Consider the following 25944-nt stretch of genomic DNA (forward strand, 5'->3'; position numbering starts at 1 on the left):
TTATGAAAGTGTCCATGCCGCGTTTCGACCAGGCCGCCGTTCTGGTGGTGGGCGATGTCATGCTCGATCGTTATTGGCACGGCGGCACTTCGCGGATTTCGCCGGAGGCACCGGTGCCAGTGGTCAAGGTTGAGCAGATTGAGGATCGCCCGGGTGGCGCGGCCAACGTCGCGCTGAATATCGCTGCCCTCGGGGCGCCGGCCACCTTGCTCGGTGTAGCCGGTGAGGATGAAGCTGCAGCAAGCCTGCGCAACAGCCTGCAGGCGGTTGGCGTAAAGACCTTCTTCCAGACGATCAAAGACCAGCCGACCATCGTCAAACTGCGCGTGATGAGCCGTCATCAGCAGCTTTTGCGCATGGATTTCGAAGAACCGTTCCGCACCGACAGCGCGGCCCTGGTCGCCAGCGTCGAAGCGCAACTGGACGGCATCAAGGTGCTGATTCTTTCTGATTACGGCAAAGGCGCGCTGCAGAACCACCAGGCGCTGGTGCAGCTGGCACGCAGCAAGGGCATTACCGTGCTGGCTGATCCCAAGGGTAAAGATTTCTCCATCTACCGCGGTGCGAGCCTGATTACCCCGAACCTGCACGAGTTCGAAACCATCGTTGGCCATTGCCGTGATGAGGCCGAGCTGGTGGCCAAGGGTGCCGCCCTGATGGCAGAACTGGAACTGGGCGCGCTGCTGGTGACTCGTGGCGAGCATGGTATGACCTTGCTGCGTCCAGAGCATCCGGCACTGCACCTGCCGGCGCGTGCCCGCGAAGTGTTTGACGTGACCGGTGCCGGCGATACGGTGATTTCCACCCTGGCCGCCAGCCTGGCGGCGGGCGAAGAGCTGCCGAATGCAGTGGCGCTGGCCAATCTGGCCGCCGGTATTGTGGTCGGTAAGCTGGGGACTGCTGCCATCAGTGCGCCGGAACTGCGCCGTGCAATCCAGCGTGATGCCGGCTCCGAGCGCGGTGTGCTGAGCTTGGATCAACTGTTGCTGGCTATTGAAGACGCCCGCGCCCATGGCGAGAAGATTGTCTTTACCAATGGCTGCTTCGACATCCTGCATGCCGGGCATGTGACCTATCTGGAGCAGGCCCGCGCACAAGGCGATCGCCTGGTGCTGGCGGTAAATGACGACGCATCGGTCAGCCGCCTGAAAGGCCCGGGTCGGCCAATCAACGCCGTGGATCGGCGCATGGCTGTGCTGGCGGGGCTGGGCGCGGTGGACTGGGTGGTGAGCTTCAGCGAGGACACCCCGGAAAACCTGCTGCGCGCGGTCAAACCGGATGTACTGGTCAAAGGTGGTGACTACGGCATCGAGGGTGTGGTGGGGGGCGATATTGTCCGCGCCTATGGGGGCGAGGTGCGCGTGCTGGGGTTGGTGGAAAACAGTTCCACCACCGCCATCGTCGAGAAGATCCGCAGCAAGTAACCCTCCACACTGACTGGCTGCTTTGCCAGTCGCCGGCGTCGGCGCGGTCATAGGCGCTTGTCCTGGCCGCGCGCATGATCCGTGGCATCCCCCGTATGGAGTGAGATGCCATGAGTTCCGACGTACAGGGCCGTGCCCTGGCAGTGCTGAATCGAGTCGCCCAGGCTGACTGGCCGGACCGTTTGAGGCTGCGCAAACCTTTCGAAAAACTGATCTACACCGGCAGCCGTGCAAGCTTTCGCGCGGCGGCGCAGCGTGCGGGCAAAGTCGCCAAACTGCCGCGTCCGGTTGACCCGGATGCGCTGTTCGATCTGTCCCTCTCCGATGAGCAGCAGATGCTGGTGGAGATGCTCGAGGCTTTCGCCAGTGAAGTGCTGCGCCCGCTCGCCCACGATGCCGATGAACAGGCGGCGCTGCCGGCGGCGTTGCTCAACCAGGCGCACGAGTTGGGGTTGACCCACTATGCGGTCAGTGAGGCGCAGGGCGGCATGGCCGGTGAGCGCACCACCCTGAGCAATGCATTGATTGCCGAAGCGCTGGGCAAGGGAGATTTGTCCTTGGCGGCTGCCTTGCTGGTGCCCTTGTCGGCGGCCAACTGCATCCGTCGTTGGGGCAATACCACGCAGCAGGCGCGTTGGCTGCCTGCCTTTGTCGCTGAGGAACCCGCGCCCGTGATGGCCATCGCGGTGAATGAGCCGACGCCGTTGTTTGATCCGCACAAGTTGGCGACTCGTGCGCGTAAACGCGGCAAGCACTATGTACTCAGCGGTGAAAAGTGCCTGGTGCTGCGTGGCCTGGATGCCAGTCAGCTGATCATCGCGGCGCAAGCGGCGGATGGCCCGGCGTTGTTTATTGTCGAGGCTGGTGCCAAGGGCCTGCAGCGCAGCCCGCAGCCGGCTATGGGGCTGAAGGCCGGCAGTACGGCGCGGGTGCGGCTCAATGGGGTCAAGGTGCCGGTTGAGGCGCGACTGGCCGCCGAGTCGTTCAATTACCAGGGCTTTCTCGATTATGCAGGGCTGGCCTGGTGCGCATTGGCCGTGGGCACGGCGCAGGCGGCGCTGGATTATGTGGTGCCTTATTGCAACGAGCGCGTGGCCTTCGGCGAGCCGATCAGCCACCGCCAGGGCGTGGCCTTTATGGTTGCGGACATGGCCGTAGAAATTGATGCCATGCGCCTGATGGTCTGGCGTGCGTGCGCGCGGGCCGAGCAGGGTTTGCCGTTTCACCGTGAAGCCTATCTGGCACGCCTGCTATGCAGCGAAAAGGCCATGAAGATCGGCACCGATGCCGTGCAGCTGCTCGGCGGCCATGGCTTTACCAAAGAACACCCAGCCGAGCGCTGGTACCGCGATCTGCGTGCGCTGGCGATTATGGCCGGCGGTCTCCAGCTTTAAGGGCGCCTCAACATGAACCTGGAACCCCCAAAGAAATTCCGTGGCCTGGTCAATCAGGCCCATCAGGTGGCGGAGAATTATTTTCGCCCGATTTCACGCAAATACGACAAGGCCGAGCACGCCTATCCCAAGGAGTTGGACCTGCTCGCAGCGCTGCTCGATGGCATGAACGCCGGGTCGCCGGACGCCATCGGTGCCACCTCGGCGAGCAAGCGTGGCGCAGCCCGTGAGCAGCAGGACGGCATCAAGAATGGCGGCAATCTGTCGGCCCTGCTCGGGGTGATGGAGCTGTGCTGGGGTGATGTCGGCCTGCTGCTGGCCATGCCGCGTCAGGGCCTGGGCAACGCGGCGATTGCCGCGGTGGCCAATGATGAGCAACTGGCGCGCTTCGGCGGCACCTGGGCGGCCATGGCTATTACTGAGCCAGGCTGCGGCTCGGATTCGGCGGCGATTCGCACCACGGCGATCAAGGATGGCGATCACTACGTGCTCAACGGCGAGAAGATCTTCGTGACTTCCGGCGAGCGAGCCGATGCCGTGGTGGTCTGGGCCACCCTGGACAAGAACCTCGGTCGGGCGGCAATCAAGTCCTTTGTGGTTGAACACGGCACGCCGGGCATGACGGTGACGCGTCTAGAGAAGAAACTCGGGATCAAGGCTTCGGATACGGCCTCGATCAGTTTCAGCGATTGCCGCGTGCCGGCCGCGAACCTGCTGGGTAATCCGGAAATCGATGTGCAGAAGGGCTTTGCCGGGGTGATGGAAACCTTCGACAACACCCGCCCGCTGGTCGCCGGGATGGCAGTGGGTGTGGCCAAGGCCTCGCTGGACCGCACCCGTGAACTGCTGAAGAAAGTCTGCAAGCTGGATTACCGCACGCCGCTGCTCAGCGTCAGCCATGCCGAGGCGACCCTTTATCGCCTGGAAGCCGAATGGGAGACTGCGCGCCTGCTGACGATGAAAGCCGCCTGGATGGCCGATAACAAGCTGCCCAACTCCAAGGAAGCCTCCATCGCCAAGGCCAAGGCCGGGCGAGTGGCCAACGAGGTCACGCTGAAATGTGTCGAACTGGCCGGCACGTTGGGCTACGGCGAAGATGAGCTGCTGGAAAAATGGGCGCGCGACTCGAAGATTCTCGACATCTTTGAAGGCACCCAGCAGATCCAGTTGCTGATTGTGGCGCGGCGGTTGCTGGGTAAGAGCTCCAGCGAATTGAAGTAGTTGTTTACGCGGGCTGGATGAGTCCAGCCCGTCTGCCTGAAATCCCTTTTTGCCTCGGCTAGACGGGGCTTTATTGCATCTGTGCCAGCCAATCCTTCCAGCGAATACGCTCATCGCGCACCAGCCAGCCCTCCTGTGCGGCAAAGCCTTCTGCCAGCCATAGGCCGCGAGTGCTGGCCGGGTGCAGTTGGCCCTGTTTCAGGGTCAGCAGCTCGGCAGTCGGTCGGCCTTGGTTCAGCGGGATTAGAAACAGATCGGGGCGGGCGCGGTTGAGGCGGGCGATCAGTTGGCCGTCTTCCAGGTGTTCGTCGACATGCAGCAGGCTGAGTTGACGTGTTTCCTTGGGCAAATCCAGGCGCAGGTCGTAGACCAGCTGCAACGAGGCGGTCGGCAGGTGCACATAGGCGCGCGGGCGTTCGAGCAGCTTGAGGTTGCCGCATTGCACTGGGCACGCGGCGCCCGACAGCGGGCTGAGGCTGAAGTGAGCGGTTTCACGGTAGCGTAAGGTGCTCTGGTAGGGCGTAGGCAGCCAGGTGTCGCCAAAGCGGCCGCTTAGCCAGCCTTCCGGGGTTTCCAGCAGGCATTCTTCGGCTACTTCCTGAATCGCCGTGAGCAGCGGCAGGTTGAGTTCATGGGCCGGCACGTAGCCGGAGATCAGTTTGAGCACCACATCGCCCCGATCCGCGCGGCGCTGGCGCACCAGCACCCAGTATTCGCGGCCTTGCCAGCAAAGGGTTAAACGCACTGAAACGCCCAGATTGGCCAGTTCCACGGCAAAGCGCTGGCTGTCGGCCACCGCCACCGGTTGGCGCTTTTCCAGCATCTGCGCAAAGTTCAGCGGCATGCCCAAGCCTTGGTAAGTCAGGCCTTCCGGGCTGGCTTCGACAAACAGTTGCAGGGTCTTGAAGCGGCTGGGGTCTTTGCGGATCAGGGTGCGCGGCATGGCAACTCCTCGCGGATGTCGGCGTGGGCATGGCCTGAGAGCTTGGCACAGATCGTCGGGTGAGACTCGTCAGGCAATATCCTGAATTACAGCGGCTGCGGTGGCGACGTTATGGGCCAGGTGCTGCGGGTTGATGGTGCCGATAATCGCGCTACAGGCGCCTGGGTGACCAAAGATCAACTCGAAACTGGCGCGCACCGGGTCGACACCCGATGCCAGACAGGCGTGCCCGCTGGCCAGGGCCTTCTTGATCAGGATGCCTCTGCCGTGCAGTTCGGCATAGTCGAGTACGGCCTGTTCGCCTTGTTCGTTGAGGTTGTAGGTGACCATGGCGCAGTCACCCTGTTCAAGGGCCAGCAGGCCGCCTTCGACGGTTTTGCCGGAGAGGCCGAAGCCGCGAATCTTGCCCTCGCGCTTAAGCTCGGCGAGGGTTTCGTACACGCCGCTATCACGCAGAATCGCCACATCGTTGCCGTCGGAGTGCACCAGCACCAGGTCGATAAAGTCGGTTTCCAGGCGCTTGAGGCTGCGCTCCACCGAGAACCGTGTGTGCGCCGGGCTGAAGTCGAAGTGCGATTGGCCGTTGTCGAACTCTTCACCGACCTTGCTGACAATCACCCATTGCTGGCGCTGGCCGCGCAGCAGCGGGCCGAGGCGGGTTTCGCTGGTGCCGTAGGCCGGCGCGGTGTCGATCAGGTTGATGCCTAGATCATGGGCTTGGGCCAGCAGTTCGCGGGCAGCGGCATCGCCGGGGATGGTGAAACCGTTGGGGTATTTCACCCCCTGATCACGGCCCAGTTTGACCGTGCCCAGGCCCAACGGCGAAACCAGCAACTCGGTGGCGCCCAAGGGGCGATGCAGGTTGTGCAGGCTGTGCAGGGGATGCATCAGAACAGTTCCTCCCAGACGGGTGGGGCAACGCTCGGGCGCGGCAGCGCGGGCAGTGGCGCATGTGTGGTCGGCTGAATACCGTCACGGCTCAGTGCGGCCAGCACGCGGTCGGCAAAGTCCGGGGCTAATGCCAGTTTAGTTGGCCAGCCGACCAGCAGTTTGCCCTGCTCGTGCAAAAAGGCGTTGTCCGGGCGCACCAGGCCGGACTGCGCCGGCTCCGCGCGATCCACTCGCAGTGTGGCCCATTGCGCGGCGGACAGATCGACCCAGGGCAGCAGCTCGCTCAGCTCTTTTTTCGCTGCCTGGATCTGCGCCGCTTCGTCGCGGGCTACGCCATCGACTTCGGCCAGATCGCCGCCCAGGTACCAGACCCACTGGCCATCGGCCGCGGGGTGGGTGGTGATGGTCACGCGCGGCTTCGGCCCGCCGCCCAGGCAGTGGGCGTACAGCGGTTTGAGTGTCGGGCCTTTGACCAGGGCCATATGCAGCGGGCGCAGTTGCTGGGTCGGTTGGCTGAGGCCGAGGGCGCTGAGCAGTTCGGCATTGCCACGGCCGGCGCTGAGGATGACGCGTTGCGCGCGAATCTCACGGCCATCGATAATCAGGCCGAGCAGCTCACCGTTTTCCCGCAGCGGTTCGATGCGCTCGGCGGCCAGTAGACCATCGCCAGCCAGTTCACTGAGGCGGCTGATCAGGCTCGGCACATCCAGCACCAGTTCCGCCAGGCGATAGACCTTGCCCTTGAATTTCGGGTGCTGCAGGGCCGGTGGCAGCTGTTCGCCCTTGACCTGATCGACCCGGCCGCGCACCGCTTTGCTGGCAAAGAAACTGGTGATATTGCCGGCCAGACTGCCGGGCGACCACAGGTAGTGGGCATCGGAGAGCAGGCGTACGCCGGTCAGATCCAGCTCACCGCTGCCGGCCAAGGCTTCGCGCCAGCGCCGCGGCATATCGGCGATGGCTTCGGAGGCACCGGTCAGCGCGCCGTGCAGGGCGTATTTGGCACCGCCGTGAATGATGCCCTGGGATTTCACACTCTGGCCGCCACCGAGGCGGGTGTTCTCCACCAGCAGGGTGGCAAAGCCCTGGCGGCGCAGGCGCGCATTCAGCCAAAGGCCGGCAATGCCGCCGCCCACGATCAAAACATCAGTGCTCAATGCCTGGGACATGCAGGTGTCTCACCGGGAAAACAGGCGCGCAGTATAACCGGCTCGCGCTAACGCGCCTCCCTCGGCTCAGTGGCCGACGCTTTGCGAGAACAGCTGAATCACCACCACGCCGGCGACAATCAGGCCCATGCCGAGCATGGCCGGCAGGTCCAGCCGCTGCTGGTAAAGAAACACCGCCGCGATGCTCACCAGCACGATACCCAGGCCCGCCCACACCGCATACGCGACGCCGACCGGGATGGTCTTCACAACCAGGCTGAGCATCCAGAACGAGATGGCGTAGCCGACCACGACCAGCAGCAGGGGCAGGGGTTTGTTGAAACCGTCCAGGGCCTTCATTGAGGTGGTGGCGATGACTTCGGCAGTGATGGCAATTGCGAGGTAGAGATAGCCGCCCATGATGTGGCCTCCAGAGTGATCTGGCGGCCATTCTAGTGATCTTGCGGATGGGATAAAGTGATTACCTATCTGATATGGAGATGGGTTATGCAGTGGAGCCTGGAGCAGGTTCGCCTGTTTGTCAGCGTTGCGGATGGTCAGTCGTTCTCCGCTGTGGGCCGGCAAATGCAGCGCGCGCAATCGGCCGTGAGTAATGCGATTGCCTTGCTGGAGGCTGACCTTGGCGTACGGCTGTTCGAGCGCAGCAGCGGCCGCCAGCCACGCCTGACCGATGCCGGCGCGGCTCTGCTGGAGGAGGCGCGCGAGGTGCTCCGCCAGTGTCAGCGTCTGGAAGGGCGGGCGCTGGGCCTGGTGCGCGGAGAAGAAGTACGCCTGCGCCTGGCGCAGGATGAAGCCATGCCCTATCAGCCGGTGCTCGACAGCCTGGAGGCGCTGGCGCAGCAGTTCCCGCTGCTGGAGGTGCAGCTGGCCAGCGGCGCCCAAGGCGATGTGGCGCGCAAGCTGCTGGAGCACCGCGCCGACCTCGGCCTGCTGTTTCACCATGAGCAGATGCCCGATGCGCTGGAGCGCCAGCGCCTGGGCACCATCGAGATGGTCACCGTGTGCGGGGCAGGGCACGCTTTGGCGCGGGCCGGACATGTCGACCGGCGTGAGCTGGCGCGCCATCGGCAACTGCTGATGGCGCCACAGGACAGCCACTATCCGGGCGGTGAGCAGCTCAGCCCGTCGGTCTGGCGAACGGACAGTTTCTACGCCATGGCCGAGTTGCTGATGCGCAATCTCGGCTGGGCCTGGTTGCCGCGCCATGTAGTGCAGTACCCGACTTACCAGAGCCAGCTGGTTGAGCTGAGTAGCGATTGGACGCCACCACCCTTGGTGGTCGAATTGGTCTGCCGTCGCGATGAGGCGCTGGGGCCGGCTGCGCTGTGGCTGGCCGAGTGCTTTGCCGAGCACCTGCAGGCCATCGGCTGATCAGCCCCAACCACTCTGTTAAGCTGCGCGCCATGAATAGAAGCCTCTACACTCTGCTGTTTCATCTCGGCTTACCACTGGTGGCCGGGCGTCTGGCCTGGCGTGCCTGGCAAGCGCCGGCCTATGCCAAACGTGTCGGCGAGCGCTTTGCGCTTGGTTTGCCGCCACTCAAACCCGGTGGCATCTGGCTGCATGCGGTGTCGGTGGGCGAGAGCATCGCCGCCGCGCCGTTGGTGCGTGAGCTGCTGGCGCGTTACCCGCAGTTGCCGATCACCATCACCTGCATGACGCCGACCGGCTCGGAGCGCATCCAGGCCATGTTCGGCGGCGGCGAGTACGCTGGCCGCGTACAGCATTGCTACCTGCCATATGACCTGCCCTGGGCGGCGGCTCGCTTTCTCGATCAGGTTAAGCCCAAGTTGGCTGTGATTATGGAAACCGAACTGTGGCCCAACCATATCCACCAGTGCGCCAAGCGTGGCATCCCGGTGGTGCTGGCCAACGGGCGGCTGTCCGAGCGCTCGGCCCGTGGCTATGCGCGCTTTGCCAAGCTCACCGCACCGATGCTCGCCGAGCTGGATTTGCTGGCGGTGCAAACGGCGCTGGAGGCCGAACGCTTTCGCAGCCTGGGTGCGCGGCCTGAGTGCGTTGAGGTTACCGGCTCGATCAAGTTTGATCTGACCATTGATCCGGCGCTGCTGACCCGCGCCGCTGCCTTGCGTGAGCAATGGCAGGCCACGCAGCGCCCGGTGTGGATCGCCGCGAGCACCCATGCAGGTGAAGACGAGATTGTTCTTGCCGCCCACCGCGAGCTGCTCACACACAATCCTGATGCTCTGCTGATTCTGGTGCCGCGCCATCCCGAGCGTTTCAATGCGGTGTTCGAGTTGTGCCAGCGGCAGGGCTTTAGCGCACGCCGTCGCTCAACGGACGAAGCGCTGCTGACGAGCGATCAGGTGCTGCTCGGCGACACCATGGGTGAGTTGCTGTTTCTTTATGCCCTGGCTGATATCGCCTTTGTCGGCGGCAGCCTGGTGGCCAATGGCGGGCATAACCTGCTGGAGCCGGCGGCGCTGGGCAAACCGGTATTAAGCGGCCCACACCTGTTCAACTTCCTGGAGATTGCCGCGCAGTTGCGCGCTGCCGGTGCGTTGAGCGAGGTGGCGGATGCAAACGGTTTGGCGCAGCGAGTCGCGCAACTATGGCGTGAGCCCGAAACAGCACTGGCCATGCGTGATGCTGGACAGGCCGTTATGCAGGCCAATCAGGGCGCTCTGGCGCGTTTGCTGGCAGGGCTTGGACGCTTGCTTGAGGGTAAATCGCAATAGGTTATGTCGGCGTGGCGGGGGACTAACCCATGCCCGCGAAATTGCAATCGCGGGCATGGCCCGCTCCTACAAATGGTGTTCCACAAAAAAGCCCGCTGATTCAGCGGGCTTTTTATTTGGCTCAACTCAGTACTGCGAGTTGCTGCGCAGCTGTGCCTCGGCAGCCTTGGCCAGGTCCGGCGGGAGGAAGTCTTCATCCGGGTTGTAGTCGGATTTCAGGTACTGCTCCAGGGCGTTGAGGTCGTCCGGGCTGAGGGTGCCGGCGGCCTGTTTCAGGCGCAGGTTGTTGAGGATGTAGTCGTAGCGTGCGTTGTTGTAGTTGCGCACCGAGCTGTACAGCTGGCGCTGGGCGTCGAGCACGTCAACGATGTTGCGCGTACCGACCTGATAGCCGATTTCGGTGGCTTCCAGGGCGCTCTGGTTAGAGATGATCGACTGCTTGCGCGCCTGCACGGTTTCCACGTCGGTATTCACCGCGCGGTGCAGGTTGCGGGTGTTCTGCACCACTTGGCGACGCAGGCTTTCACGCAGTTGCTCGGTCTGGTTCAGGCGCTGGTAGGACTCGCGCACCTGGGAGCTGGTCAGGCCGCCGCTGTAGATCGGGATATTTAGTTGCAGGCCGATTGTGCGTTGCTCGACGTCGCCGCTGAAGCGGTTGACGGTGGCGGCGTTGTTGCTGAAACCAAGGCTGTCGTTGTCGCCTTTCTGGTAGCTGGCCACCGCGTCCAGGGTCGGCGCATGGCCGGATTTACGCTGGCGCAGGGTTTCTTCGGCGGCATCGACGGCGTAGTTGCTGGCCTGCAGATTGAGGTTCTGCGCGGCGGCGGTATCGACCCAGGCCTTGGCGTCGTTCGGCGTCGGGGCGAGGATCGGCAGGCTGTGCTCGATGCCTTCCAGCGCGCTGAAGTCGCGGTTGGTCAGGGTGGTCAGGGCCTGGAAGGCATCTTCTACCTGGCGCAGGGCGATGATGCGGTTGGCGCGGGCGGTGTCGAAACCGGCCTGGGCTTCCAGCACGTCGGTTTTGTCCGAGAGGCCGACATCAAAGCGCTCGTTGGCCTGGTCCAGCTGGCGCTTGAAAGCCGCTTCTTCAGCCTTGGTCGAAGCCAGGTTGTCCTGCGCGCGCAGCACGGCGAAGTAGGCTTCAGCACTTTGCAGAATCAGGTTCTGTTCGGTGGCCGACAGCTCCAGCACGGCTTGTTCGTTGCTGGCTTTGGCCGCCTGCAACTGGAACCAGCGATCAGCGCGGAACAGCGGCTGGCTCAGGTTGGCCTGGTACACGGTGCCGCTGCGCGAGCTGGTGATGGCTGGCGAGTCGACCTGGGTGCGGGTGTCGCTCAGGTTGGCCCCGGCAGACAGGTTTGGCAGCAGGCCGGCGCGGGCCTGGGGCACCACTTCACTGCGCGCTTCATAATCAGCACGGGCGGCGGCCAGGTCGGCGTTGTTGGCGGCGGCTTCCTGGTAAACCGTGATCAGGTCAGTTTTGGTGGACAGCGGGGCTTGTTCAGCCCAGGCCATTGCGTTGGACGCGGCGGCCACGGCGATAGCCAGAGAGAGTCTGCGCAACATTAGGGGAAATCCTGAATTTGGCGGTAATCGACAAGGCTAAGGGGCCGTGCCTAGGGGGTCAAGGGCAGTTATGGCGGCTGTAGTGTAGTTTGCAACAAGCTATGTTGCCTGGGTGCAACAATCCGGGTGTCGGCGTCGGATTCGTCATTATCCGACGCATGGGTCATGAATATTTGACTCGCGGGTTGGTTTTATTGTCCGGGGTTGATTAGACTGGCCAGGTTCTTGTCGGGGTGCCCCAATTGCGGGGCTGAGATTGGCAGCTGCCGGATCCCGTTGAACCTGATCAGGTTAAGGCCTGCGTAGGGAACAAGATGTGCTCGCCCTTCCCCTGGCGAGCCTCTGGCACCGCCTCAGGTGCGCCGTGCGCCGCTCGTCTCTTGCAGGTTCGCTCCGACATTCAGCCCTGGAGAGAGCCCGCCGATGAGTGCACAACAACAAAAGAACCTGAGTGAAAGCGCTCAGGTCGATCAGCAATCCATCCAACCCTTCCCGCGTTCGCAGAAGATCTACGTCCAGGGTTCGCGCCCGGATATCCGCGTGCCGATGCGCGAAATCAGCCTGGACGTCACCCCGACCGACTTCGGCGGTGAGATCAATGCACCCGTGCTGGTTTATGACACCTCCGGCCCGTACACCGATCCGAACGTCACCATCGATGTGCGCAAGGGGTTGGCCGATGTGCGCTCGGCCTGGATTGATGACCGTGGCGACACCGAGCTGCTCGCTGGTCTGAGTTCGCACTTCGGTCAGGAGCGTCTGGCCAGCCCCGAGCTGACGGCCATGCGCTTCGCCCACGTGCGCAACCCGCGCCGCGCCAAGGCCGGCAAGAACGTCAGCCAGATGCACTACGCGCGCCAGGGCATCATCACTCCGGAGATGGAATACGTCGCCATCCGCGAGAACCTCAAGCTACAGGAAGCCCGAGCTGCCGGTTTGCTCAAGGAACAGCATGCCGGCCACAGCTTCGGCGCGAGCATTCCCAAGGAAATCACCGCCGAATTCGTTCGCGAGGAAATTGCCCGTGGCCGCGCGATCATCCCGGCCAACATCAACCACACCGAGCTGGAGCCGATGATCATCGGCCGTAACTTCCTGGTGAAGATCAACGGCAATATCGGCAACTCGGCGCTGGGTTCTTCGATTGAAGAAGAAGTGGCCAAGCTGACCTGGGGGATTCGCTGGGGCTCGGACACGGTGATGGACCTGTCCACCGGCAAGCACATCCACGAAACCCGTGAGTGGATCATCCGTAACAGCCCTGTACCGATTGGCACCGTGCCGATCTACCAGGCGCTGGAGAAGGTCAACGGCGTGGCTGAAGACCTGACCTGGGAGCTGTTCCGCGACACCCTGATCGAGCAGGCCGAGCAGGGCGTGGACTACTTCACCATTCACGCCGGCGTGCTGCTGCGTTATGTGCCGATGACCGCCAAGCGAGTCACCGGCATCGTTTCTCGTGGCGGCTCGATCATGGCCAAGTGGTGCCTGGCGCATCACAAAGAGAACTTCCTCTATACCCATTTCGAAGAAATCTGCGAAATCATGAAGGCCTACGACGTCAGCTTCTCGCTCGGCGATGGCCTGCGTCCGGGCTCGATTGCCGACGCCAACGACGAAGCGCAGTTCGGCGAGCTGGAAACCCTCGGCGAGCTGACCAAGATCGCCTGGAAGCACGACGTGCAGACCATGATCGAAGGCCCTGGCCACGTGCCGATGCAGCTGATCAAGGAGAACATGGACAAGCAGCTGGAGTGCTGCGACGAGGCGCCGTTCTACACCCTCGGCCCGCTGACCACTGACATCGCCCCCGGTTACGACCACATCACCAGCGGCATCGGAGCTGCGATGATCGGCTGGTTCGGTTGCGCCATGCTCTGCTACGTCACGCCCAAGGAGCACCTGGGTCTGCCGAACAAGGATGACGTGAAAACCGGCATCATCACCTACAAAATCGCCGCCCATGCGGCGGACTTGGCCAAGGGCCATCCGGGCGCGCAGATTCGTGATAACGCACTCTCCAAGGCGCGCTTCGAATTCCGTTGGGAAGATCAGTTCAACCTCGGTCTGGATCCGGATACCGCGCGCAGTTATCACGACGAAACGCTGCCCAAGGACTCGGCCAAGGTGGCACACTTCTGCTCCATGTGCGGGCCGAAGTTCTGTTCGATGAAGATCACCCAGGAAGTTCGCGTCTATGCTGAAGAACAGCGCATTGCCGCTGTCGACCTGGAAGTCGAAGAGGGCATGCAGGCCAAGGCGCAGGAGTTCAAGGCGCAGGGCAGCCAGCTGTATCAGAAAGTGTGAAGGGGCTTTTGCTAGGCAATTTTGCGTAGCAGTATGAGCGTAACCAGGACGGGCCTTCGGGCCCGTTTCTGTTAATGATGGGGGCGTTATGCAACGAGATGATGTTGAAGTGATCGCGCGTGAGGCCTGCTTTAGCGGCTTCTATAAGCTCGATCGGCTGCGTTTGCGCCATCGCCAGTTTGCCGGTGGCATGGGGCCTACGCTGACCCGTGAGCTGTTCGTGCGCCACGATGCAGTGTGCGTGCTGCCCTACGATCCGCAGCGCGATTGCGTGGTGCTGATCGAACAGTTCCGCGTCGGTGCGCTGGATAAAAGCCCCAATCCCTGGCTGCTTGAGCTGGTCGCCGGTTTGATCGACAAGGACGAAGAGCCCGAGGAGGTCGCCCGTCGCGAAGCCGTCGAGGAAGCCAATCTGCAGCTGACCTCGCTGTGGCCGATTACCCAGTATTACCCGTCGCCGGGCGGCTCGGATGAGCGCGTGCATCTGTTCGTTGGGCGTTGCAGCAGTGAAGGTGCCGGTGGCGTGCATGGTCTGGCCGAAGAAGGCGAGGACATCCGGGTCCAGGTGATGCCGCTGGAAGATGCGCTGGCCGCCGTGCGCGACGGACGTATCGATAACGCCGCGAGCATCATCGCCCTGCAATGGCTGGCACTGAACCGTGATGAAGTGCGGGGAATGTGGTCGTGAATCTGTTGCGCGAGCGCTATCGGGTCGACCTGGTCGAGCTGCAAGCGGCTTGCGAGGCCAACTATGCACGCCTGATGCAGCTGCTACCGGCCATGCGCGATGGCCCAACAGCTCAGCCGCAAGCGCGTCGTGTGGCCTTGAGTCAGGGCGAACAGCAGCTGGGTGTATTAGCCCTGCAAGTGCTGGAAACCTGTCCCTATACCTCGACCATAGAAGTGCGCCAGGAGCACAGCCTGCCCTGGTTGCCGGTACCCCAGCTGGAAGTGCGCGTGTACCACGATGCGCGCATGGCCGAAGTGGTCGGCGCGCAGCGCGCCCGGCGTTTTCGCGGCATCTATCCCTACCCCAATGCCGACATGCATCAGCCCGATGAGAAGACCCAGCTCAACCTGTTTCTGGGGGAGTGGCTGAGCCATTGCCTGGCTTGTGGTCATGAGTTGGAACCGGTTCGCTAGGTTTTTCTCCGTCCCTGCCGATAGCCTGTTGCAGGCGCATCTCACCGGGACGCGCTAGCCTTAAGGCGGGCGCTGGATTTACAGCGGGCGTTCTGTGATCTATTCCCCTTTCACGGGTTTACCGGCCGCAGGGCTAGCCACCATAATTCACGCATTCCGCTCAAGGAGAAGGTCTTGCCGGGCGCGCCGATTAAAACCACTGCTGTTGATCGCTCGGTACTGCTGGTGCAGTTGTCCGACAGTCACCTGTTTGCCGACGGCACGGGCAAGCTGCTGGGCATGGACACCCAGGACAGTTTGCAGCGGGTGATCGAGCGTGTGCTGCTGGAGCAACCGCAGATCGACCTGATCCTGGCCAGCGGCGATCTGTCCCAGGACGGAAGCGAGGCGTCCTATCAGCGTTTTCTTGAGATGACCGCTTCTATCCCCGCGCCGGCGCGCTGGTTCCCTGGCAATCATGATGAAGTGCCGGCGATGCAGGCCGCCTGCGTTGGCAGTGATCTGCTCGAACCGGTGGTTGATCTGGGCAACTGGCGCGTGACTCTGCTGGACTCTTCGATCCCCGGTGCGGTGCCCGGCTACCTCAGCGATCAGCAACTGGCCTTGCTGGAACGTGCACTCAGCGAAGCGCCGGAGCGTCATCACCTGATCTGCCTGCACCACCATCCGGTGTCCATCGGCTGCAAATGGATGGAGCCCATTGGCCTGCGTAATCCGGATGCCCTGTTTTCCGTACTGGAGCGTTTCAGTCAGGTGCGAGCAGTGCTCTGGGGGCATATTCATCAGGAGCTTGATCAACAACGCGGCCCGATCCGTCTGTTGGCCTCGCCCTCTACTTGTGTGCAGTTCGCCCCGGGTAGCGAGGAGTTTCAAGTGGACACCACGGCGCCTGGCTATCGCTGGTTGCGCCTGTTCGATGACGGTCGCCTGGAAACCGGGGTCTCGCGGGTGACCGGGATCAAGTTCGAAATCGATTACACCATCAAAGGCTATTAAGGCGTTTGCAGTGCTCGGCTAACCGGTTGCAGCCGGCCGCCGCAACCGGTTAGCCTCCCGCCCCATGATCGCATCCATTCTTTATATCCACGGGCTTAACAGCTCGCCGGTCTCGCTCAAGGCCAGCCGGTTATGCCGCGCCATGGACCAGCTGGGGCTGGCCGCACAGTTGCGCGTGCCGGCGCTGCATCACCACCCGCGCCAGGCGATGGCCCAGCTTGAGGCGTTGGTTGCCGAGCTGGGGCGCCCCGTGCTGGTTGGCAGCTCGCTGGGCGGCTACTATGCCACCCACCTGGCCGAACGCCATGGCTTGCCGGCACTGCTGATCAACCCCGCCGTGCGCCCGCACCTGCGCTTCGATGGCTACCTGGGGCCGCAGAAAAACTATTACAGCGATGAAACCTGGGAACTGACCGCCGACCACGTCACGGCCCTGGCTGAGCTGGATGTAGCATGCTTGCAAGACCCCGCGCGCTATCAGGTATGGCTGCAGACCGCCGATGAAACCCTCGATTATCGCGATGCCGAACGTTACTACCGGCACGCCGCCCTGCGTATTCAGGCAGGGGGTGACCATGGTTTCCAGGGCTTTGCCGAACGCTTGCCAATGCTTTTTGCTTTCGCCGGTATTCCCCGCCATCTGTGGCAGGATATCGACTTTTCCGCTCTCAATTGACGAACAAGAGACCCCATGGCCCAGCAGAACACCTACAACGCCGATGCCATCGAAGTCCTTTCCGGCCTCGACCCGGTGCGCAAGCGCCCGGGCATGTACACCGATACCAGCCGGCCCAACCACCTGGCTCAGGAAGTCATCGATAACAGCGTCGACGAGGCGCTGGCCGGGCATGCCAAATCGATTCAGGTGATCCTGCATGAGGACAACTCTCTGGAGGTGCTCGACGACGGGCGCGGCATGCCCGTGGACATTCACCCGGAAGAGGGCGTGCCAGGCGTTGAGCTGATCCTCACCAAGCTGCATGCCGGCGGCAAGTTCAGCAACAAGAACTACCAGTTCTCTGGCGGCTTGCATGGCGTGGGTATCTCGGTGGTCAACGCGCTGTCGACACGGGTGCTCGTCACGGTCAAGCGCGACGGCAACGAATACCAGATGAGTTTTGCCGACGGCTTCAAGGCCAGCGATCTGGCGGTGATCGGCACAGTCGGAAAGCGCAACACCGGTACCAGTGTGCACTTCTGGCCGGATGCCAAGTACTTCGACTCGCATAAGTTTTCTGTTAGCCGCCTCAAGCACGTTCTCAAGGCCAAGGCCGTCCTGTGTCCGGGGCTGGCGGTCAGCTTCGAGGACAAGGCCAGCGGCGAGAAAGTCGAGTGGCTGTATGAAGACGGCCTGCGCTCCTACTTGGTGGATGCCGTCATCGAATTTGAACGGCTACCCAATGAGCCCTTCTGCGGCGCGCTGGCCGGCAACAAGGAAGCCGTGGACTGGGCGCTGCTGTGGTTGCCGGAAGGCGGCGACGCTGTGCAGGAAAGCTACGTCAACCTGATCCCCACCGCGCAGGGCGGCACCCACGTCAATGGTCTGCGCCAGGGCCTGCTGGATGCCATGCGCGAGTTCTGCGAGTTCCGCAGCCTGCTGCCGCGCGGGGTCAAGCTGGCACCTGAAGACATCTGGGAGCGAATTGCCTTTGTCCTGTCGATGAAGATGCAGGACGCGCAGTTCTCCGGGCAGACCAAGGAGCGCCTGTCGTCCCGTGAAGCGGCGGCATTTGTCTCCGGCGTGGTCAAGGATGCCTTCAGCCTGTGGCTCAACGCCCACCCGGAACTCGGTCAGCAGCTCGCCGAGTTGGCGATCAGCAACGCCAACCGCCGCCTCAAAGCCGGCAAGAAAGTCGAGCGTAAACGCATCACTCAAGGCCCGGCACTGCCTGGCAAACTGGCGGACTGCGCCGGGCAGGACCCGATGCGTTCCGAGCTGTTTCTGGTCGAGGGTGATTCCGCCGGCGGCTCGGCCAAGCAGGCGCGGGACAAGGAGTTTCAGGCCATCATGCCGCTGCGCGGGAAGATCCTGAATACCTGGGAAGTTGACGGCAGCGAAGTGCTGGCTTCGCAGGAAGTGCACGATATCGCCGTGGCCATCGGCATCGATCCGGGCTCCAGTGACCTGACCCAGCTGCGCTACGGCAAGATCTGTATCCTCGCCGACGCCGACTCCGACGGTCTGCACATCGCCACCTTGCTATGTGCCCTGTTCGTCCGCCATTTCCGCCCGCTGGTGGATGCCGGCCACGTTTATGTAGCGATGCCGCCGCTGTACCGCATCGACCTGGGCAAGGAAATCTTCTACGCCCTGGATGATGCCGAGCGCGATGGCATCCTCGACCGCCTGGTGGCCGAGAAGCGCCGTGGCAAGCCGCAGGTCACGCGCTTCAAGGGCCTGGGTGAAATGAACCCGCCACAGTTGCGCGAAACCACCATGGACCCGAACACCCGGCGTCTGGTGCAACTGACCCTGGAGGACTATCCCGGGACTCAGGAAGTCATGGACATGCTGCTGGCCAAGAAACGCGCCGGCGACCGTAAATCCTGGCTGGAGTCCAAGGGCAACCTGGCCGAGGTGTTGCTCTGATGCAGCGCTTGCTGGCTGCATGCCTGCTGTTCTGTGCGCCTTTGCTGAGTGCCGCTGCGGCGTTGGAAGAGCTGCAACTGCTCAACGAGCGGCCGGTAGAGGGCGTCAGTGGCGGCAATCTCTCGGGGCTGGCCTGGTGCGACAGCGCGCTGTGGGTGGTATCCGACCGTGATGACCGGCAGATCTACCGTTTGACCGGGCAGGATACGCAGTGGCAGGCCACGGCCGAGCCTTTTGTTGCGCCGCCCCCGCCGGATGTCCGGCTGCCCTGGGGGCTGCGTATGCGCAGTTGGCTGGCCGGGCTGGTGCGCGGTGGCGAGCTGGATTTCGAAGGCCTGAGCTGCGACGCCGCAGGCAACCGCTACCTGGTCAGTGAGGCGCATGCCGCCGTGTTGCAATTGCCGGTGATGGGTGAGCCGAACTGGCTCAAACTGCCTCAGGGCTTGGTGCGCCAGGCGCGGGCCAGCGGCATGCTGCTGCATCACAACTCGCTGTTTGAAGGGGTTGCCGTGGATCCTGCAGGCGAGCGCCTGTACCTGGCCGCCGAGCGCATGCGTCGCGGGTTGCTGGTGGTGCACAAACAGCGCGCCACTTGGCGCTGCACTGGCGGTTGCGTGCTGTTCAGCGAGGCTGGCAGCGAAGCCGGGCCGGAGCAACTGGGCAGCAAGGCGCAGCCGCGGGATTTTTCCGGGCTGGCGTTTTATAACGAAAAACTCTTCACCCTGGAGCGTCAGGCGCACCGTATCTGTCGGCGCAACCTGAGCAATGGCCAGGCCGAGAAGTGCTGGTCGTTTGCCGCCGAAGCGCTGACCCCGGAGCGTCGTTACCCGCCATCCTACGGCCTGGCCGAAGCGCTGTGGGTGGATCAGGACGGTGCCTGGGTCGGTGTCGACAACGGCCGTTTCAGCCGCACCGACGGTGAGTCGCGGCCGATCATCTGGCAGTTTGCCGCGCCGAAAGGCGGCTGGGGCAGCAAGCCGTGAGTGAACAGCCCGCTGGCAAGCGCGCCGGCCGAGTGATGCTGGTGCTGGCCTGGGGGGCTGCCTTGCTGTTGGCCACGCAGTTCTTTGCCGACTGGGAAGAGGGCCGTCGCAACCCCAACCGTGCGCCTGAGTCGCAGCATGGCAACGGTTATGTCGAGGTAAACCTGGCCAGTGGCCGGCAGGGGCACTACATGGCTGGCGGCAAGATCAATGGCGAGGCGGTGACCTTTCTCCTCGACACCGGTGCCACCCAGGTGGCGGTGCCTACCGAGGTGGCGCAGCGTCTGGGTTTGCAAGCCGGCGCAGCGATCACCATCAGCACGGCCAATGGCCGCGCCACAGCGCACCGCACTCGCCTGGCTCGTCTGGAACTGGGCGATATCGTCCTGACCGACGTAGAGGCTTTGATCGCCCCCGGCATGGGCGGCGATGACGTATTACTGGGCATGAGCGCCCTGAAACAACTCGAATTTACCCAGCGCGGCGGCACCTTGGTGCTGCGCCAATCCACCTTGCAATGAGGCACGCATGAGCGAACCCCTCGATTTGAGCCTGGACGGTGTAGAGCGCCGTTCCCTTGCCGACTTCACCGAGCAGGCTTACCTCAACTATTCCATGTACGTGATCATGGACCGCGCCCTGCCGCATATCGGCGACGGCCTGAAACCCGTGCAGCGGCGCATTGTCTACGCCATGAGCGAGCTGGGCCTGGACGCCGACTCCAAACACAAGAAATCGGCACGTACCGTCGGCGACGTGCTCGGTAAGTTTCACCCGCACGGCGACAGCGCTTGCTACGAAGCCATGGTGCTGATGGCGCAGCCATTCAGTTACCGCTACACCCTGGTCGACGGCCAGGGCAACTGGGGTGCACCGGACGATCCGAAATCCTTCGCCGCCATGCGCTATACCGAGGCGCGCCTGTCGCGTTACTCGGAAGTGCTGCTCACCGAGCTGGGTCAGGGCACGGTGGACTGGGTGCCGAACTTCGACGGCACCCTGAATGAGCCGGCCACGCTGCCGGCACGCCTGCCCAACCTGCTGCTCAATGGCACCACCGGCATCGCCGTGGGCATGGCCACCGACGTGCCGCCACACAACCTTCGCGAAGTGGCAGCGGCCTGCGTTCGCTTGCTGGATCAGCCGGATGCCACGGTCGAGCAGCTCTGCGAACATGTGCTCGGTCCGGACTTCCCTACCGAGGCGGAAGTCATCACTCCGCGTAGCGACCTGCTGAAAATCTATGAAACCGGCCGGGGTTCGGTGCGCATGCGCGCCGTGTACCGCATCGAAGACGGCGATATCGTGGTCACCGCGCTGCCGCATCAGGTCTCCGGGGCCAAGGTGCTGGAGCAGATTGCCGCGCAGATGCAGGCCAAGAAGCTACCAATGGTCGCCGACCTGCGTGATGAGTCTGACCACGAAAACCCGTGCCGCATCGTCATCATCCCGCGCTCCAACCGCGTCGATGCCGATGAACTGATGACCCACCTGTTTGCCACCACCGAGCTGGAGTCCAGCTACCGGGTCAACACCAACGTCATTGGTCTGGATGGCAAGCCGCAGGTGAAGAACCTGCGTCAGCTGCTGCGCGAATGGCTGGAATACCGCGTGGGCACAGTACGCCGGCGCCTGCAGTTCCGCCTGGACAAGGTGGAGAAACGTCTGCACCTGTTGGAAGGTTTGCTGGTGGCCTTCCTCAACCTGGATGAAGTGATTCATATCATCCGCACTGAAGATCAGCCCAAACCAGTGCTAATGGAGCGTTTCGGCCTGACCGACGTGCAAGCCGATTACATCCTCGACACCCGCCTGCGTCAGCTCGCGCGTCTGGAAGAAATGAAGATCCGCGGCGAGCAGGACGAGCTGGCCAAGGAGCGCGCCAAGCTGCTGGCCCTGCTCGGCAGTGAGGCCAAGCTGAAGAAGCTGGTGCGGGACGAAATCATCAAGGATGCCGAAACCTACGGTGATGATCGCCGCTCGCCAATTGTGGCCCGTGCCGAAGCCCGTGCCCTGTCTGAAACCGAGCTGCTGCCGACCGAGCCGGTGACTGTTGTAGTGTCCGAGAAGGGCTGGGTACGCTGTGCCAAAGGCCACGATATCGATGCCACCGGGCTGTCCTACAAGGCCGGCGATGGTTTCAAGGTTGCTGCGCCCGGACGCTCGAACCAGTACGCGGTGTTTATCGACTCCACCGGGCGCAGTTATTCGCTGGCGGCGCATACCTTGCCTTCGGCGCGCGGCCAGGGCGAGCCACTGACCGGCCGCCTGACGCCGCCGCCGGGCGCGACCTTCGAATGTGTGCTGTTGCCGGATGACAGCGCGCTGTACGTGATCGCCTCTGACGCGGGCTACGGCTTTGTGGTCAAGGGTGAAGACCTGCAAGCCAAGAACAAGGCAGGCAAAGCCCTGCTTAGCCTGCCGGCTGGCGCCCTGGTGGTGCCGCCGAAAGCGCTGGCTAATCGTGAGGAAGACTGGCTGGCGGCGGTCACCACCGAAGGTCGTCTGCTGCTGTTCCCGGTGCGTGACCTGCCACAGCTGGGCAAAGGCAAGGGCAACAAGATCATCGGCATCCCTGGTGAGCGGGTTGCGTCGCGTGAGGAATACCTCACCGATCTGGCCGTGCTGCCGGTCGGCGCGACGCTGGTATTGCAGGCCGGCAAGCGTACCCTGTCGCTGAAAGCCGATGACCTGGAGCACTACAAGGGCGAGCGCGGCCGGCGCGGCAACAAGCTGCCGCGCGGCTTCCAGCGTGTCGACAGCCTGCTGGTCGAGGTTCAGGGCTAGCGGATGCATGCGGCTACAGTGTCGCGCTGGAGTCGCGCGTGGCTTTCAAGGATGATACGCAGCCGCAAGGCGGGTCGTGGTAAGCGACCCGCCGGCACCTAATAGGTATGCACGCCGGTGGTTCTGCCGGCTGGATGAGTGAGATGACTGCACTGCGTTTCCCCGCAATTCTGCTGCTGGCGGGCGTGCTCGGCCTGGCCGGCTGTACCCGTTATCAGCAAACGCCGCTGTACCAACTGGACAGTGGCAATATCCGCGTGCCAGCGGCCGAGCAGGGTGTGGCTGTGCTGATTGGGCCGGTGGCGATTGCCGATTACCTGCAGCGTGAAGCCCTGTTGCAGCGTCAGGCCGATGGCAGCCTGACCGCCGCCGAGGATGCGCGTTGGGCCGGTAGCCTGGCGGCCGAGATCGACCAGCAGCTTTTACGTCAGCTGGCTTCGCGTCTGGACAGCCAGCGTCTGGTGCTGGCGCCTGCCACTGCCGGCTTTGTTCCGCAGGTGCGCCTGGGCTTGTCGATTACCCGTCTGGATTCTGGCCCGCAGCGCCCGGCCGTGCTGGAAGCGCAGTGGCGCCTGGCCGGGGCGGACGGCAAGCTGCTGGATGGCCGTCTGGTGCGCCTGGAAGAGGCTCACAGCGGCAGTATTGTGGATCAGGTGAGGGCGCAGAGCCTGGTGCTGCAACAGTTGGTCGAGCAGCTGGCTGACGCTGTGCAAACCCATGGCAAGCCCGCACCAGTGGCCACTCCCGCGCCCGCGCGCAAACCGGCGCCGGCCAAACCGGCAGCGCCCGCCGTACCCCGTATACCGGTGGCTGAGCCGATTCGCAGCGAAGGCGAAGTGTTCCGCTTCTAGCAATACGCCATAACCCCATAAAAAACCCGCCGATTGGCGGGTTTTTTATGGGCGCTGATCAGCGGCTTTCGTGCATGCGCGCCAACTGGCGCTCCAGCAACGACGGGTAAGGCTCCAGCAAGCGCTCGACGCAGCATGCGCCCTGGGGGCTGGCGATGGCGCGGATGCGGGCGCGCTGGCTGACCAGAGCATCGTCGGCGACGCTGCGCTCGACCAGCAGCAGGTTGCGGCTGTGCTGCGACAACGCCAGGGCGTTCTGGGCGGTTTCGCTGAGCAGCAGGTCGCCCTGGCTGAGGTTTGTCAGGTTTTCCCCAAGGGTCAGGCCGAGCTGCAGTTGCAGGGTAATGCCGCTGTCCGCCACTTCGATTTGCAGGGCATGGCCGAGGGCGCGCATCAGTTCACCGCAGCAGATGGCGTGGGTCAGGTAATCCTCGTCGCAGTCCAGCTGATGGAACAGCATCAGGCTGCTGCCGTCGCTCAAGGTGTGCAGTTCGCCCTGGTACAGGCTGGCAGCCTGGTCCAGGCAGTCCCGGTAGCGTTGCAGCAGCTCCATCAGGCGCGTACGCGGCAGGCGCCGCAGCTGCTCCTGGGCGCCCAACTGAATCGCCAGTACGGCGCTGGGCAGGACCTGCTGGATTACTGGGGGCGGTACCAGTGTGGGTTCGCTGTGGTCGCGCAGGTCGGCAAAGGGGTCATCCACTGCGCTGTCGTATTCATCGCTGGCGCTAGCCTGTGGGGCTGGCACTTCATCCTCAACGTCGAAGCGCTCATCGTGCAGATCCGGGACGCTGAAGTCCGGTTCGTTGTCGAACGACTCCTCAAGGTAGTCGTCTTCATCCTGGGCAACAGGCTTTTCGTCGTAGGGCTGTTCTTCGACCAGCACAGGTTTTTCTGGCACCAGGCGCGCTTGCAGCTGGCGCGCCAGGTCGCCGATTTCATCCTGGCGACCTGCGCCGGGGGCCGGATCATCCGGGTCACGCAGCCAGACGCGCAACTGCAGCAGCGGCGTGGAAATATGCCGGCCCAGGCGCATGCTCAGGGACAGGGTCAAGGCCAGCAAAATCAGGCTGAGGATGCCCATACTCTGCAGGCTGATGGTCATCGGCTGTTGGAATTGCTGCATATCGAGGCTGATGCGCAGCTGCCCGGCGATCACTTCCTGAAAGGTAATCGGTGTGGAATACAGCCCTTCGGTTTCCCCCAGCATGCTCTGGTTCGGGCGCGAGCCGGCTTCGGCGAGGATGCGGTTGTCCACGCTGTAGATCGCGGCGTGGGCCACCAGCGGGTTTTTCACCAGGTTATTGAGCAACACGTTGAGGCTGAGGATGTCGTTGGACACCAGCAACTCGGTTGCCGAGGCGGCCGTCTGGGTAATCAGGCTGGTGCCCAGGGCTTCGGCTTGCTGCTGCATGGCGTGCTTGAACTGCATGCCGATCACCCAGCCATAGATCACCAGGGCCAGGGCCACCAACAGCAAACTGTGGCTGACAATCCGCAATGCCAGGGGAATGCGCCGTTGGCGCAGGGCCTGGAACAGCAGGAGGAAGAAATTATCGGGCTTTACGGGGGCAGGCCGGTTCACAGAGCTCGGCTCTTGTCGACTGTAGTTGGCGCGCAGTATAGCGGTGCCCCCGCAGTGGGCAAAGCGCCGTGCGTGGCTGTTTGCCGGTGAAAATGGGTAGAATGTGCGCCTTTTCCACGGCATGTGACCTGTTCAACATGCCGCTGCCCTTGACGCTGTCCCGGAGACCGAGCCTTGCGCGAAATCGTCCTGATCAATATCACCGGCGAAGATCGCCCCGGTTTGACTGCCGCCATCACTGGCGTACTGGCCCAGGGTGGGGTGAATATCCTCGATATCGGCCAGGCGGTGATCCACGACACGCTGTCGTTCGGCATTCTGGTGGAAATTCCCGACAGTGCTGCCGCCTCGGCCGTGCTCAAGGACATTCTCTTCACTGCTTACAAGCTCGATCAGCAGGTGCGCTTTACCCCGGTGTCCGAAGCGGACTACCAGCAGTGGGTGAGCGGCCAGGGCAAGGCCCGGCATATCGTCACCCTGCTGACCCGCAAGGTCACGGCCGAGCAGCTGCAGCGTGTCAGCGCGATTACCGCGCGTTATGACCTGAATATCGACCATATCGACCGTCTCTCAGGGCGCATGCCGTTGGATATGCCGGCCGAGCAGGGCAAAGGCTGCATCGAGTTTTCGGTGCGTGGCGAGCCGGCTGATCCGGCGGCCCTGCGTGCCGAGTTCCTCAGCGTGGCTCAGGAGTTGAATGTCGACATCGCCTTCCAGCGTGATTCGCTGTTCCGTCGCAACCGTCGTTTGGCGGTGTTCGATATGGATTCGACGCTGATCGAGGCAGAAGTCATCGACGAGCTGGCCAAGGCCGCCGGTGTGGGTGAGCAGGTCTCGGAGATTACCGAGCGCGCGATGCGCGGCGAGCTGGATTTCGCCGCCAGCTTTCGTGAGCGCCTGGCGCTGCTCAAAGGGCTGCCGGAAACCGTGTTGGCGGACATCGGCGCTTCGTTGCGCCTGACCGAGGGTGCCGAGACGCTGTTCAGCGAATTGCGCAGACTGGGATACAAAACCGCGATCCTATCCGGCGGCTTTACCTACTTTGCCAAACAGCTGCAGGCCAAGCTGGGTATCGATTATGTGTTCGCCAACGAACTGCAGATCGTCGATGGCCTGGTTACGGGTGTAGCGGTCGAGCCGATTGTCGATGCTCAGCGCAAGGCCGATTTGCTGCGCGAGCTGGCAGTCAAGGAAGGGTTGCGTCTGGAGCAGACCATTGCCGTGGGTGACGGTGCCAATGACCTGCCGATGCTGGCCATTGCCGGCCTGGGCGTGGCGTTCCGCGCCAAACCGCTGGTCAAGCAGTCGGCCAAGCAGGCGATTTCCACATTGGGGCTGGACGGCATTCTCTACCTGCTGGGCTTCCGTGATCGCGACGGTCAGGAATAAGTGCCAGGC

The 25944-nt window shown here is 63.1% G+C and carries 22 protein-coding genes and 1 riboswitch; of the genes, 16 read left to right on the forward strand and 6 right to left on the reverse strand.

What is annotated here, in order from left to right; translation table 11 throughout:
- Positions 1 to 2 precede the first annotated feature (2 nt).
- From hldE to IOD17_RS02420, 3 genes are all read left to right on the forward strand, one after another.
- The gene (gene hldE / locus IOD17_RS02410) at positions 3 to 1424 is read left to right on the forward strand and encodes a bifunctional D-glycero-beta-D-manno-heptose-7-phosphate kinase/D-glycero-beta-D-manno-heptose 1-phosphate adenylyltransferase HldE (protein ID WP_233683516.1); all 1422 of its coding nucleotides are present in this window, start codon (positions 3 to 5) and stop codon (positions 1422 to 1424) included.
- 110 nt (positions 1425 to 1534) lie between these two features.
- On the forward strand, positions 1535 to 2818 hold the full coding sequence (locus IOD17_RS02415; RefSeq protein WP_233683517.1) for an acyl-CoA dehydrogenase family protein: 1284 nt from the start codon (positions 1535 to 1537) through the stop codon (positions 2816 to 2818).
- Positions 2819 to 2830: 12 nt separating this feature from the next.
- A complete protein-coding gene (locus IOD17_RS02420; protein ID WP_233683518.1) occupies positions 2831 to 4039 on the forward strand; it encodes an acyl-CoA dehydrogenase family protein in 1209 nt (402 codons plus the stop codon).
- Positions 4040 to 4109: 70 nt separating this feature from the next.
- On the opposite strand, the gene IOD17_RS02425 is transcribed toward IOD17_RS02420, so the two are convergent.
- The 4 genes from IOD17_RS02425 to IOD17_RS02440 form a co-directional block, all read right to left on the reverse strand.
- Positions 4110 to 4982, reverse strand: a complete 873-nt coding sequence (locus IOD17_RS02425) for a metal ABC transporter ATPase (protein WP_233683519.1) — start codon at positions 4980 to 4982, stop codon at positions 4110 to 4112.
- A gap of 69 nt (positions 4983 to 5051) precedes the next feature.
- On the reverse strand, positions 5052 to 5870 hold the full coding sequence (locus IOD17_RS02430; RefSeq protein WP_233683520.1) for an aldo/keto reductase: 819 nt from the start codon (positions 5868 to 5870) through the stop codon (positions 5052 to 5054).
- Positions 5870 to 7042, reverse strand: coding sequence for an NAD(P)/FAD-dependent oxidoreductase (locus IOD17_RS02435; protein WP_233683521.1), 1173 nt, complete (start codon positions 7040 to 7042; stop codon positions 5870 to 5872). Before IOD17_RS02435 ends, IOD17_RS02430 begins: the two co-directional genes overlap by 1 nt.
- Before the next feature lie 66 nt (positions 7043 to 7108).
- The gene (locus IOD17_RS02440) at positions 7109 to 7441 is read right to left on the reverse strand and encodes a DMT family transporter (RefSeq protein WP_090249763.1); all 333 of its coding nucleotides are present in this window, start codon (positions 7439 to 7441) and stop codon (positions 7109 to 7111) included.
- Between the two features lie 87 nt (positions 7442 to 7528).
- Here IOD17_RS02440 and IOD17_RS02445 point away from each other — a divergent pair, with 87 nt between their 5' ends.
- Together IOD17_RS02445 and waaA are read left to right on the forward strand one after the other, a co-directional pair.
- Positions 7529 to 8413: a LysR family transcriptional regulator gene (locus IOD17_RS02445; protein WP_233683522.1), complete on the forward strand. Its 885-nt coding sequence runs from the start codon at positions 7529 to 7531 to the stop codon at positions 8411 to 8413.
- A gap of 32 nt (positions 8414 to 8445) precedes the next feature.
- Entirely contained in the window at positions 8446 to 9741 is a 1296-nt protein-coding gene (gene waaA, locus IOD17_RS02450; protein ID WP_233683523.1) for a lipid IV(A) 3-deoxy-D-manno-octulosonic acid transferase, read from the forward strand.
- Positions 9742 to 9867: 126 nt separating this feature from the next.
- Here waaA and IOD17_RS02455 read toward each other — a convergent pair whose 3' ends face one another.
- On the reverse strand, positions 9868 to 11307 hold the full coding sequence (locus tag IOD17_RS02455) for a TolC family outer membrane protein (protein ID WP_233683524.1): 1440 nt from the start codon (positions 11305 to 11307) through the stop codon (positions 9868 to 9870).
- A gap of 219 nt (positions 11308 to 11526) precedes the next feature.
- Positions 11527 to 11633, forward strand: a riboswitch (TPP riboswitch).
- Positions 11634 to 11730: 97 nt separating this feature from the next.
- Between IOD17_RS02455 and thiC the strand changes: the two genes are divergently transcribed.
- The 10 genes from thiC (at position 11731) to IOD17_RS02505 (ending at position 22964) form a co-directional block, all read left to right on the forward strand.
- Positions 11731 to 13614: a phosphomethylpyrimidine synthase ThiC gene (gene thiC / locus IOD17_RS02460; RefSeq protein ID WP_233683525.1), complete on the forward strand. Its 1884-nt coding sequence runs from the start codon at positions 11731 to 11733 to the stop codon at positions 13612 to 13614.
- Positions 13615 to 13702: 88 nt separating this feature from the next.
- Positions 13703 to 14302 (forward strand): NUDIX domain-containing protein, encoded by a 600-nt coding sequence (locus IOD17_RS02465; RefSeq protein ID WP_233683526.1) that lies wholly within the window; start codon positions 13703 to 13705, stop codon positions 14300 to 14302.
- Complete coding sequence (locus IOD17_RS02470; protein WP_233683527.1) at positions 14293 to 14757, forward strand: DUF1249 domain-containing protein; 465 nt, start codon at positions 14293 to 14295, stop codon at positions 14755 to 14757. Before IOD17_RS02465 ends, IOD17_RS02470 begins: the two co-directional genes overlap by 10 nt.
- Positions 14758 to 14931: 174 nt before the next feature.
- The gene (cpdA, locus tag IOD17_RS02475; RefSeq protein ID WP_233683528.1) at positions 14932 to 15753 is read left to right on the forward strand and encodes a 3',5'-cyclic-AMP phosphodiesterase; all 822 of its coding nucleotides are present in this window, start codon (positions 14932 to 14934) and stop codon (positions 15751 to 15753) included.
- Between the two features lie 64 nt (positions 15754 to 15817).
- The gene (locus IOD17_RS02480) at positions 15818 to 16429 is read left to right on the forward strand and encodes a YqiA/YcfP family alpha/beta fold hydrolase (RefSeq protein ID WP_233683529.1); all 612 of its coding nucleotides are present in this window, start codon (positions 15818 to 15820) and stop codon (positions 16427 to 16429) included.
- Positions 16430 to 16444: 15 nt separating this feature from the next.
- Positions 16445 to 18343, forward strand: coding sequence for a DNA topoisomerase IV subunit B (gene parE / locus IOD17_RS02485; RefSeq protein ID WP_233683530.1), 1899 nt, complete (start codon positions 16445 to 16447; stop codon positions 18341 to 18343).
- Positions 18343 to 19326 carry an esterase-like activity of phytase family protein gene (locus IOD17_RS02490; RefSeq protein ID WP_418904246.1) on the forward strand — a complete coding sequence of 328 codons (984 nt, stop codon included), beginning with the start codon at positions 18343 to 18345 and terminating at the stop codon, positions 19324 to 19326. The genes parE and IOD17_RS02490 overlap by 1 nt, the downstream gene beginning before the upstream one ends.
- Positions 19323 to 19847, forward strand: a complete 525-nt coding sequence (locus IOD17_RS02495) for a retropepsin-like aspartic protease family protein (RefSeq protein ID WP_233683531.1) — start codon at positions 19323 to 19325, stop codon at positions 19845 to 19847. Before IOD17_RS02490 ends, IOD17_RS02495 begins: the two co-directional genes overlap by 4 nt.
- A 7-nt stretch (positions 19848 to 19854) precedes the next feature.
- Positions 19855 to 22113, forward strand: a complete 2259-nt coding sequence (gene parC, locus IOD17_RS02500) for a DNA topoisomerase IV subunit A (RefSeq protein WP_233683532.1) — start codon at positions 19855 to 19857, stop codon at positions 22111 to 22113.
- 143 nt (positions 22114 to 22256) lie between these two features.
- Positions 22257 to 22964, forward strand: coding sequence for a PqiC family protein (locus IOD17_RS02505; RefSeq protein ID WP_233683533.1), 708 nt, complete (start codon positions 22257 to 22259; stop codon positions 22962 to 22964).
- A gap of 58 nt (positions 22965 to 23022) precedes the next feature.
- Here IOD17_RS02505 and IOD17_RS02510 read toward each other — a convergent pair whose 3' ends face one another.
- Positions 23023 to 24546, reverse strand: a complete 1524-nt coding sequence (locus tag IOD17_RS02510; protein ID WP_233683534.1) for an AhpA/YtjB family protein — start codon at positions 24544 to 24546, stop codon at positions 23023 to 23025.
- Positions 24547 to 24720: 174 nt separating this feature from the next.
- Here IOD17_RS02510 and serB point away from each other — a divergent pair, with 174 nt between their 5' ends.
- Complete coding sequence (gene serB / locus IOD17_RS02515) at positions 24721 to 25935, forward strand: phosphoserine phosphatase SerB (RefSeq protein ID WP_233683535.1); 1215 nt, start codon at positions 24721 to 24723, stop codon at positions 25933 to 25935.
- Positions 25936 to 25944: the final 9 nt, after the last annotated feature.

Origin of the sequence: Pseudomonas anguilliseptica, from assembly GCF_021375795.1 — a bacterium.
In the GTDB taxonomy this organism is placed as follows: Bacteria; Pseudomonadota; Gammaproteobacteria; order Pseudomonadales; family Pseudomonadaceae; genus Aquipseudomonas; species Aquipseudomonas anguilliseptica_A.

Coding starts and splice junctions, on each gene's coding strand:
- IOD17_RS02465 (WP_233683526.1), top strand. CDS start 13,703: ATGCAACGAGATGATGTTGAAGTGATCGCGCGTGAGGCCTGCTTTAGC.
- waaA (WP_233683523.1), top strand. CDS start 8,446: ATGAATAGAAGCCTCTACACTCTGCTGTTTCATCTCGGCTTACCACTG.
- parC (WP_233683532.1), top strand. CDS start 19,855: ATGAGCGAACCCCTCGATTTGAGCCTGGACGGTGTAGAGCGCCGTTCC.
- IOD17_RS02505 (WP_233683533.1), top strand. CDS start 22,257: ATGACTGCACTGCGTTTCCCCGCAATTCTGCTGCTGGCGGGCGTGCTC.
- IOD17_RS02445 (WP_233683522.1), top strand. CDS start 7,529: ATGCAGTGGAGCCTGGAGCAGGTTCGCCTGTTTGTCAGCGTTGCGGAT.
- hldE (WP_233683516.1), top strand. CDS start 3: ATGAAAGTGTCCATGCCGCGTTTCGACCAGGCCGCCGTTCTGGTGGTG.
- IOD17_RS02425 (WP_233683519.1), bottom strand. CDS start 4,982: ATGCCGCGCACCCTGATCCGCAAAGACCCCAGCCGCTTCAAGACCCTG.
- parE (WP_233683530.1), top strand. CDS start 16,445: ATGGCCCAGCAGAACACCTACAACGCCGATGCCATCGAAGTCCTTTCC.
- IOD17_RS02480 (WP_233683529.1), top strand. CDS start 15,818: ATGATCGCATCCATTCTTTATATCCACGGGCTTAACAGCTCGCCGGTC.
- IOD17_RS02415 (WP_233683517.1), top strand. CDS start 1,535: ATGAGTTCCGACGTACAGGGCCGTGCCCTGGCAGTGCTGAATCGAGTC.
- IOD17_RS02490 (WP_418904246.1), top strand. CDS start 18,343: ATGCAGCGCTTGCTGGCTGCATGCCTGCTGTTCTGTGCGCCTTTGCTG.
- IOD17_RS02430 (WP_233683520.1), bottom strand. CDS start 5,870: ATGCATCCCCTGCACAGCCTGCACAACCTGCATCGCCCCTTGGGCGCC.
- IOD17_RS02440 (WP_090249763.1), bottom strand. CDS start 7,441: ATGGGCGGCTATCTCTACCTCGCAATTGCCATCACTGCCGAAGTCATC.
- IOD17_RS02420 (WP_233683518.1), top strand. CDS start 2,831: ATGAACCTGGAACCCCCAAAGAAATTCCGTGGCCTGGTCAATCAGGCC.
- thiC (WP_233683525.1), top strand. CDS start 11,731: ATGAGTGCACAACAACAAAAGAACCTGAGTGAAAGCGCTCAGGTCGAT.
- IOD17_RS02455 (WP_233683524.1), bottom strand. CDS start 11,307: ATGTTGCGCAGACTCTCTCTGGCTATCGCCGTGGCCGCCGCGTCCAAC.
- IOD17_RS02435 (WP_233683521.1), bottom strand. CDS start 7,042: ATGTCCCAGGCATTGAGCACTGATGTTTTGATCGTGGGCGGCGGCATT.